Genomic DNA, 7,737 nt, shown 5'->3' with positions numbered 1-7,737 from the left:
GGGGGGGGGGCCCCCCCCCGCGGGCCGGCCGGGACTCGGGCGGCCATCATGCGGAGGGGACCCGCCGGGGCAAGCCAAAACGGGCCGACAAGGCCGCTTTTCAGCCCAAGGTCGCGAGCGCCGCCTCCAGGTCCGCCGCCAGATCCTCCGGATGCTCGATGCCGATCGAGACCCGGATCGTCGCATCGGTGACGCCGAGCCGGTCGCGCACCGCCTTCGGCACGCCCGAATGGGTGGTCGAGGCCGGATGGCTCGCGAGCGATTCGGTGCCGCCTAGGCTCACCGCGAGCTTGAACAGCTGGAGCGCGTTGAGCACCCGGAACGCCTCCGCTTCGCCACCCGCGACGTCGAACGAGAAGGTCGAGCCCGGGGCGGCGCATTGCGCGGCATAGACCCTGGCCGCGCCGGAGCCGGGTTCGAGGTGGCCGAGATGATGCAGCGTCGTCACCTTCGGGTGGGCGCGCAAACGTTCGGCGATGATCTCGCCGTTGCGGTTGGCCTTCTCCATCCGGAGCGTCAGGGTCTCGAGCGAGCGCCCGAGCATCCAGCACGAATGCGGGTCGAGCTGGGTGCCGATGGCCGAGCGGAGCAGCCGCACCGGCTTCATCCGGGCCGCCGCGCCGAGGGCCGCCCCGGCGATCAGGTCCGAGTGGCCGCCGACATATTTCGTCAGCGAATAGACCGAGATGTCGGCACCAAAGCGCAACGGGTGCTGGAAGAGGGGGCCGAGCAGGGTGTTGTCGCAGACCACCACGGGCGCCTGCCCCCCCTGGCGGGACCCGATCCGATCGGCGGCGGCCCGCACCAGCGCCAGATCGACCAGGGTGTTGAGAGGATTCGACGGCGTCTCGACCATCACCACGCTGACGCGCCCGCCGGTCTTCGTCGCCAACGCCTCCGCGGCGTCGGCCGCGGCCGTGATGCTGCCCGCGTCGGTGCCGTCCTGGAAGCCGACCGCGCCGATGCCGAAACCCGCCAGCGTCTTGGCGATCAGCGTCTCGGTGCCGCCGTAGAGCGGCTGGGAGTGCAGCACCACGTCGCCGGGCCGGGCATGGGCCAGGATCACGGTGGCGATCGCCGACATGCCGGACGAGAACAGGAGCGCGGCCTCCGCCTCCTCGAACACCGCCAGGCGGTCCTCGACGATCTCGCTGTTGGGATGGTTGAAGCGCGAATAGACCAGCCCCGCCGCCTCGCCGGCCGGCGGCTCGCGCCGCCCCGAGACGTAGTCGAAGAACGCCTTGCCGTGCTCGGCGGAGGTGAACACGAAGGTCGAGGTGAGGAAGACCGGCGGCTTCACGGCCCCCTCCGAGAGGGCGGGGTCGTAGCCGTAGCCGAGCATCAGGGTCTCGGGGTGCAGGCGGCGGTTGCCCAAACGGTCCTTGTGGTAGCGGTCGTCCGACATGCGGGGCCTCGCTCCGGTGTGGCGACGCCGGCACGCGGCGTCGGATTCGGCGCAGGGGGGCGCCGCACAGGCCCCTTGTAGCGCGGGCCACGGCGTTTTGCGGTGCGTAAACCGCGGCCCGGACGCTGCGCCGCGGCACGCCCCGCTCGCCCGGGGCGCATTTTCGGCGCAAAACCCCCTTAGGACGAAGGATTGAGATTCCGTGTACGCGGCCGCTCCCGGGCGGCCGACGAGGAGCCGAGATGGGCCGACAGCCTCCCGATCGGGTGGTGGTGCGCGAGAAGCGCGCCTGGACCGACGAGACCGACGCCTGGAAGCAGGACCGGGCGATCCGCAAGGGTTACCGCATCCGCTGGGGCTACGTGGCCATCGCCTACCTGGTCGAGGCGCTGGTGATCTGCACCTCGCTCGCGGGCGCGTGGTTCTTCGCCGAGACCTATGCCAACCGCGACGACCAGAGCTTCTGGTTCATGCTGCTGGCGCCGATCGTCTACGCGGCGATCGAGCTGTGCCGGGTGCCGCTCGGCATCCTGATCCGGGTCCAGCGCGACTGGCTGATCAAGGGCCTGGCGATCGTCGGCATCGTGATGGCGGCGGGCGTGACCACCAAGTCGGTGTCTCAGCTCGGCGAGATGATGTTCCATCCCCGTCTCGCCGAGGCGTCGAAGGCCCGCACGGTCCTGAAGGAGGCCGAGGCCGATCGCGGCACGATCGACAACCGCATCGCCCAGGCCGATGCCCGGGTGGCGCAGTACACGGCGGAGGCCGCCGCCCTGGAGAAGCGCGCCGCGGAAGCCTCGGCCCAGCTTGCCGGCCTGCCGGGCCAGCGCTGCGAGCGCCTGTCGGGCACCAACACCCGCGGCAAGCGCTACAATTATTTGCGCTGCGTCACCGATCCGCGCACCGCCACCATCGCCGGCAGCCTGAAATCCGCCGGTGACGAACGGGCGGTGGTGGCCAAGAACCTCACGGAGGCCCGCGCCGCCCGGGCCCAGCTCGACCGCGCCGCCGCCGACCGCCGGGTGACGGAAGCCGAAGGCGCCTATCGCGATGCGGTGCGCCGCTCGCAGCTCCACTCCTTCACCGCCATGGTCTACGGCGCCGACCCGATCGACGTCACCGACCAGCAGGTCCACGCCTTCCTGCGCATCTTCGTGTTCGCGCCGGCCCTGTGCGCCGCCTTCGCCTCGACGCTGCTCGCGCTCTGCGCCGTGCAGGTGCGCAAGACCTACCGCGACGAGGACGACCTCGACACGATGATGCAGGCCGAGGGCGTGCCGCTGCTCCTCAACCAGGTGGCCGAGAGCGCGACCCAGATCCAGGATGCGCAGCGGGCGATGCGCGAGGCGGCGGTGGCCTCCGGCGCCGCGATCCCCCTCGACCAGCGCCGCTCGCCGACCGTGCCGCAGGCCGGCACGCCCCCGGCGCCGCCGACCCGCGACGACGACCGCATCGAGAGACCGAGACCGTGAGCTACCTCGCACCGGGCACGCCGGAAAACGTCGTGCTGGCCCAGCACGTCAACGGGCGCCTGCGGGCCGAGGCCCGGATCTCCAATGCCCGCGCCTTCCTGTTCCGGGCGATCGGCCTCGGGGCCTTCGTGGGTCTAGCCGGCGCCGGGCTGGGGGCCGCCTTCTACGGCTACGCGACGATGAACGAGGTCGGCAACGCCTCCGACACGCTTGCCAAGGCCCTGACCCAGGCCCTCGAATCGACGACGCTCAAGACGAGCGGGGAGGTCCGGCTCACCGACAACACCCTCAAGATCGAGGGCGGATTGCCGGCGGCGAAGGGGCGGCCGGACGTCGCCTCGCTCACCGGCAACCAGGGCAAGTCCGAGGCGCCCGCCAATGCCGCGGTGCGCACGAGCTTCACGGTGTTCAAGACCGTGCCCTATCTCGACGGCACGATCGTGACCGGATGGAACTTCAAGGGCGACGAGCAGAAGCCCGAGAAGCAGTATTGCTACGTGACGCGGCCCCAGACCTTCGGCGACGGCGCCACCTCGAACCAGACCACCGTGGCGATCGACGGCGAGCTGCTGCCGCAGCCGGCCCGCTCGGAGATCAACTTCGCGGTGATCGCCCGCAGCTGCGTGTGGTTCGATCCGGCGAAGCTGTGAGACCGGCGGGGCTCGCCAGCGCCGTCTTCGCCGCATAGGTTCGGGGCAATCCCTTCTGAAGGACGTGACGCGAGCCCGATGCGCTTTACCGGAACCGAGAGCTACGTCGCCACCGGCGACCTCACCGTCGCGGTCAACGCCGCCATCACCCTGGAGCGGCCGCTCCTCGTCAAGGGCGAGCCGGGGACCGGCAAGACCGTGCTGGCGGAGGAGATCGCCCGGGGTCTGAAGGCGCCGCTGCTGACCTGGCACATCAAGTCGACCACCAAGGCGCAGCAGGGCCTCTACGAGTACGACGCGGTCTCGCGCCTGCGCGACTCGCAGCTCGGCGACCCGCGGGTGTCGGACATCGCCAACTATATCCGCCGCGGCAAGCTGTGGGACGCCTTCACGGCGCCGGAGCGGCCGGTGCTGCTGATCGACGAGATCGACAAGGCCGATATCGAGTTCCCGAACGACCTGCTGCTCGAACTCGACCGGATGGAGTTCCACGTCTACGAGACCGGCGAGACCGTGCGGGCGGCGCGCCGCCCGATCGTCATCATCACGTCGAACAACGAGAAGGAACTGCCGGACGCCTTCCTGCGCCGCTGCTTCTTCCACTACATCAAGTTTCCGGACGCCGACACGCTGAAGGCGATCGTCGACGTGCATTATCCGGGCATCAAGCAGCGCCTGGTCGAGGAGGCTCTGCGGGTCTTCTTCGAGGTGCGCGAGGCGCCGGGCCTGAAGAAGAAGCCGTCGACCTCGGAACTGCTCGACTGGCTCAAGCTCCTGATGGCCGAGGATATCGGCCCGGAGAGCTTACGCGAGCGCGACCCCCGCAAGCTGATCCCGCCGCTGCACGGAGCACTGCTGAAGAACGAGCAGGATGTCGGGCTGTTCGAAAAGCTCGCATTCTTAAGCCGCCGCGAGGGACGCTAGAGCCATGCGCCGCCTGATCCTCCTCCGTCACGCCAAGTCCGACTGGCCGGACGGCGTCGCCGATGCCGACCGGCCGCTCGCCCCCCGCGGCCAGGACGCCGCGCCGAAGATGGCCGCCTATCTGGCGGCGCAGGGGCTGATCCCCGATCGGGTGCTGGTCTCGCCGGCCCGACGCACCCAAGAAACCTGGGATCTCGTCAAGCCGGCCCTCGGGGCCGTGGCGGACGAGACCGTGCCGCAGATCTACGAGGCGCCGGTGTCGCGCCTGCTCGACGTGGTGCAGGCCATCCCGGACGAGGCCGCGACCGTCCTGATGATCGGGCACAATCCGGGCTTCCAGGACCTCGCGCGCCTGCTGTCCAAGCCGGGCGAGGCGCGGCGAGCGCTGTCCAAGAAGTACCCGACGGCGGCCATCGCGGTGATCGACGTCTCCGCGGAATCGTGGGCCAAGGTCGAGGGCGGGGAGGGCACGGTCGAGCGGTTCGTGACGCCCAAGAGCCTCGGGCACGGCGAGGACGAGTAGGCGAAGGGGCGGTGACATCGTCGTTCTGATCGAAGCAGGGGCCTTCGGGAGGAGACGGGCGCGGATTTCCCATGTCCGGACAGCCGTGATGCCCGTGGGACAGAAGGAACCCGCACCGCCGTCGGAACGCAGCGGCCGCCCCATCGCTTGAGACAGCCGAGCCTCAGCAACGCAACCCGGGCCCCGTGATCCTCACCGCCTTCCTCGCCTTGAGCCTCGCGGCCGGCCCCGCCGCCGATGCGGGCGCCGCCCTGGTCCGGGACGCCGCCGCGCGCGTCGGAAGCGGGCTCGCGGCGGCCTCCGCCCTCGCAATCCCCGTGCGCGAGGCCCCTGTCTACCGGCCCGAATCGCGCGCGGTGTCGAACTGGCGCAGCGAGACGAAGAACGGGCTCCTGCCGCTCTCGCTCGCCTGGACCGCCTGGGCGGCACCGAGCGACCCGGCCTTCGTGGCCCGCTGCGTCAAGCTCAACAATTACTGGTGCATCAAGCGGGCGCGCTGGGACGGCGAGATCGGCGGCGACCAGGAGGGCCATACCGGCTTCGCCACGGCCGGGCAGGGGGCGGATGCCGCAGTCTCGCTGCTGCGGCGCTATTACGGCGAGTACGGGCGCCGCTCGGCCCTGGCGATCGTCCGGCGCTGGGCGCCGGCGGAATGTGCCGGCCCGGTCGCCGCACGGGCGATCCCGGCGGGCCGGGTCTCACCCGCACGGGCCGCTTCCCCGGCGCTGGCGGCTCTGGCGCCGCAGGGCATCGGCCGGACCTTGAGGGCGCGTTTCCTCGCGAGCCACGGTCGCGGCGGAGCGCCCCGGCGGGTCGCGCGGGCTCGGGCGCGCCCGGCCGCCGCACCCGCACGCCCGGCCGCCGGCAACGCCCTGCGGATCCAGCCCTGGTCGGCGCTCGCCCGGATGCAGGGGCGGCCACGCCAGCTGATGCGCCCCGTCACGGCGGCCCCGCTCCCGTCCATCGCCACCGGCATCGGCGAGACGGCGCGCCGAACTGCGGTGATCGAGCCGAGCCGGATCCTCGACGGCGCCCGCCTCGCCGCGGAAGCCGCCGCCCTGCCGACGCTCGCCGCCGCCCCGGTCTCGGCCCTGCCGGCCGCCCTGCGCCCACCCGCGCCCCTGTGCGGGTCGGACGAGATCCGCATCCAGAACTACGCCGCCCGCATCGCCGGCAGCGTCGGGGTGAAGCCCGGGGACGATCTCGGCCTGTTCACGCCCGACGGCCACGCCACCGAGCGCCTCGCCCCGGTGCTGCTGGCGATGTCCTCGGTCGAACTCGGGGCGTTGCGGGCGAGCCCGGCTCTCGTTGCCGCGGCGATCGCCCGGGCCGAGGCCGAGCGCACAGCGAGCCGGCAGGCGCAAGCCGCGCCCTGAGCCCATCGCGCACGCCTTGAGCCCTTGCGGAACCCTCAGGCCCGCGCCACCTCCCGGATCACGATGAAGCGAGAGCGTACCGCGTGCCGCCCCTGACCGATTTCGCCGCGCGTGCCGGCTCCCTCGCCAAATCCGTCACCGAGGCCACGCGCTCCCTCGCCGAGGCTTCGAACGACCTGCTGGTCCAGCCGACCGTGCGGCTCGGCGTCACCGGCCTCGCCCGCTCCGGCAAGACGGTGTTCACCACCGCGCTCGTCCACCAGCTCACCGGCCTCCATCCGCTGCCGGCGTTCCGCGCCGCGCAGGAGGGCCGCCTGCGCCGGGCCCGCCTGGTGCCGCAGCCCGACGACGCGGTGCCGCGCTTCCCCTACGAGGACCATCTCGCGGCGCTCACCGACGCGCGGCGCTGGCCGCGCTCCACCGACCGGATCAGCCAGTTGCGCCTGGAGGTCGATTACGAGCGCAAGGCCGGCTGGCGCACCGGCCCGGCGAGCCTGATGGTCGACATCGTCGATTACCCGGGCGAGTGGCTGCTCGACCTCGCCCTGATCGAGCAGACCTACGAGGGCTGGTCGCGCGAGACCATCGCCGCCGCCGAGCGCCCCGGCCGCACCGCGATGGCGGCGCCCTGGCTTGCCTCCCTGCGGGCGCTGGATCCCAACCAGCCCCTCGACGAGATCGTGGCCGAGCGGGCGAGCGAGGCGTTCAAGCTCTACCTCGCCGCCGTGCGCGCCGGCCCCGAGGCGGTGGCGACCACGCCGCCGGGCCGCTTCCTGATGCCGGGCGACCTCGCCGGCTCGCCGGCCCTCACCTTCGCGCCGCTGATCCTGACCGGGCCGGTCAACCCCGACAGCTTGGGGAGCCTGATGCAGCGCCGGTTCGAGGCGTACAAGCATCGGGTGGTGACGCCGTTCTTCCGCGATCATTTCCAGCGCATCGACCGGCAGATCGTGCTGGTCGACGTGCTGGCGGCGGTCGATGCCGGGGCGGCGGCTTTGGCCGAGCTGGAAGAGGCCCTGGACCGGGTGCTGATGAGCCTGCGGGTCGGGCGCAACACCCTTTTGTCGCGCTTCTTCGCGCCGCGAGCCGACAGGATCCTGTTCGCCGCCACCAAGGCCGACCACCTCCACCATACCAGCCACGACCGGCTCGACGCGCTCTTGCGCCTCCTGGTCGCCCGCTCGTTGCGGCGCACGGAAGCCGCGGGCGCTCATGTCAGCACCCAGGCGCTCGCCTCGGTGCGCTCGACCCGCGAGACGGTGGTGCATGACGGGCCGCACGCCTTCCGGGCGGTGGCGGGCACGCCGGAGGCGGGCGAGAGCGTCGACGGCGAGACCTTCGACGGCGAGACGGAGGCCGCGATCTTCCCGGGCGAGCTGCCGGAGCG

At 72.0% G+C, this 7,737-nt stretch carries 7 protein-coding genes; 6 read left to right on the top strand and 1 reads right to left on the bottom strand.

Translation table 11 applies throughout. The features are described 5' to 3' along the window. Window positions 1–100: 100 nt before the first annotated feature. Entirely contained in the window at window positions 101–1,405 is a 1,305-nt protein-coding gene (locus VP06_RS32560; RefSeq protein WP_048467969.1) for a cystathionine gamma-synthase family protein, read from the bottom strand. A 242-nt stretch (window positions 1,406–1,647) separates the two neighbouring features. Here VP06_RS32560 and VP06_RS32555 point away from each other — a divergent pair, with 242 nt between their 5' ends. The 6 genes from VP06_RS32555 to VP06_RS32530 all read left to right on the top strand — a co-directional run. Then, window positions 1,648–2,877, top strand: a complete 1,230-nt coding sequence (locus VP06_RS32555; RefSeq protein ID WP_048467968.1) for a hypothetical protein — start codon at window positions 1,648–1,650, stop codon at window positions 2,875–2,877. Continuing rightward, complete coding sequence (locus VP06_RS32550) at window positions 2,874–3,527, top strand: hypothetical protein (RefSeq protein ID WP_048467967.1); 654 nt, start codon at window positions 2,874–2,876, stop codon at window positions 3,525–3,527. Before VP06_RS32555 ends, VP06_RS32550 begins: the two co-directional genes overlap by 4 nt. 78 nt (window positions 3,528–3,605) lie before the next feature. Further along, a complete protein-coding gene (locus VP06_RS32545) occupies window positions 3,606–4,451 on the top strand; it encodes an AAA family ATPase (protein WP_048467966.1) in 846 nt (281 codons plus the stop codon). 4 nt (window positions 4,452–4,455) lie between these two features. Next, complete coding sequence (locus tag VP06_RS32540) at window positions 4,456–4,974, top strand: SixA phosphatase family protein (protein WP_048467965.1); 519 nt, start codon at window positions 4,456–4,458, stop codon at window positions 4,972–4,974. Window positions 4,975–5,159: 185 nt separating this feature from the next. Continuing rightward, window positions 5,160–6,350 carry a hypothetical protein gene (locus VP06_RS32535; RefSeq protein WP_048467964.1) on the top strand — a complete coding sequence of 397 codons (1,191 nt, stop codon included), beginning with the start codon at window positions 5,160–5,162 and terminating at the stop codon, window positions 6,348–6,350. Between the two features lie 83 nt (window positions 6,351–6,433). Beyond that, window positions 6,434–7,737: YcjX family protein (locus VP06_RS32530; RefSeq protein ID WP_048467963.1), on the top strand; the 1,304-nt coding region annotated here is incomplete at its 3' end.

Source organism: Methylobacterium aquaticum (assembly GCF_001043915.1).
Classification (GTDB): Bacteria; Pseudomonadota; Alphaproteobacteria; order Rhizobiales; family Beijerinckiaceae; genus Methylobacterium; species Methylobacterium aquaticum.
This window is presented reverse-complemented; position numbering and strand designations above follow the sequence as displayed.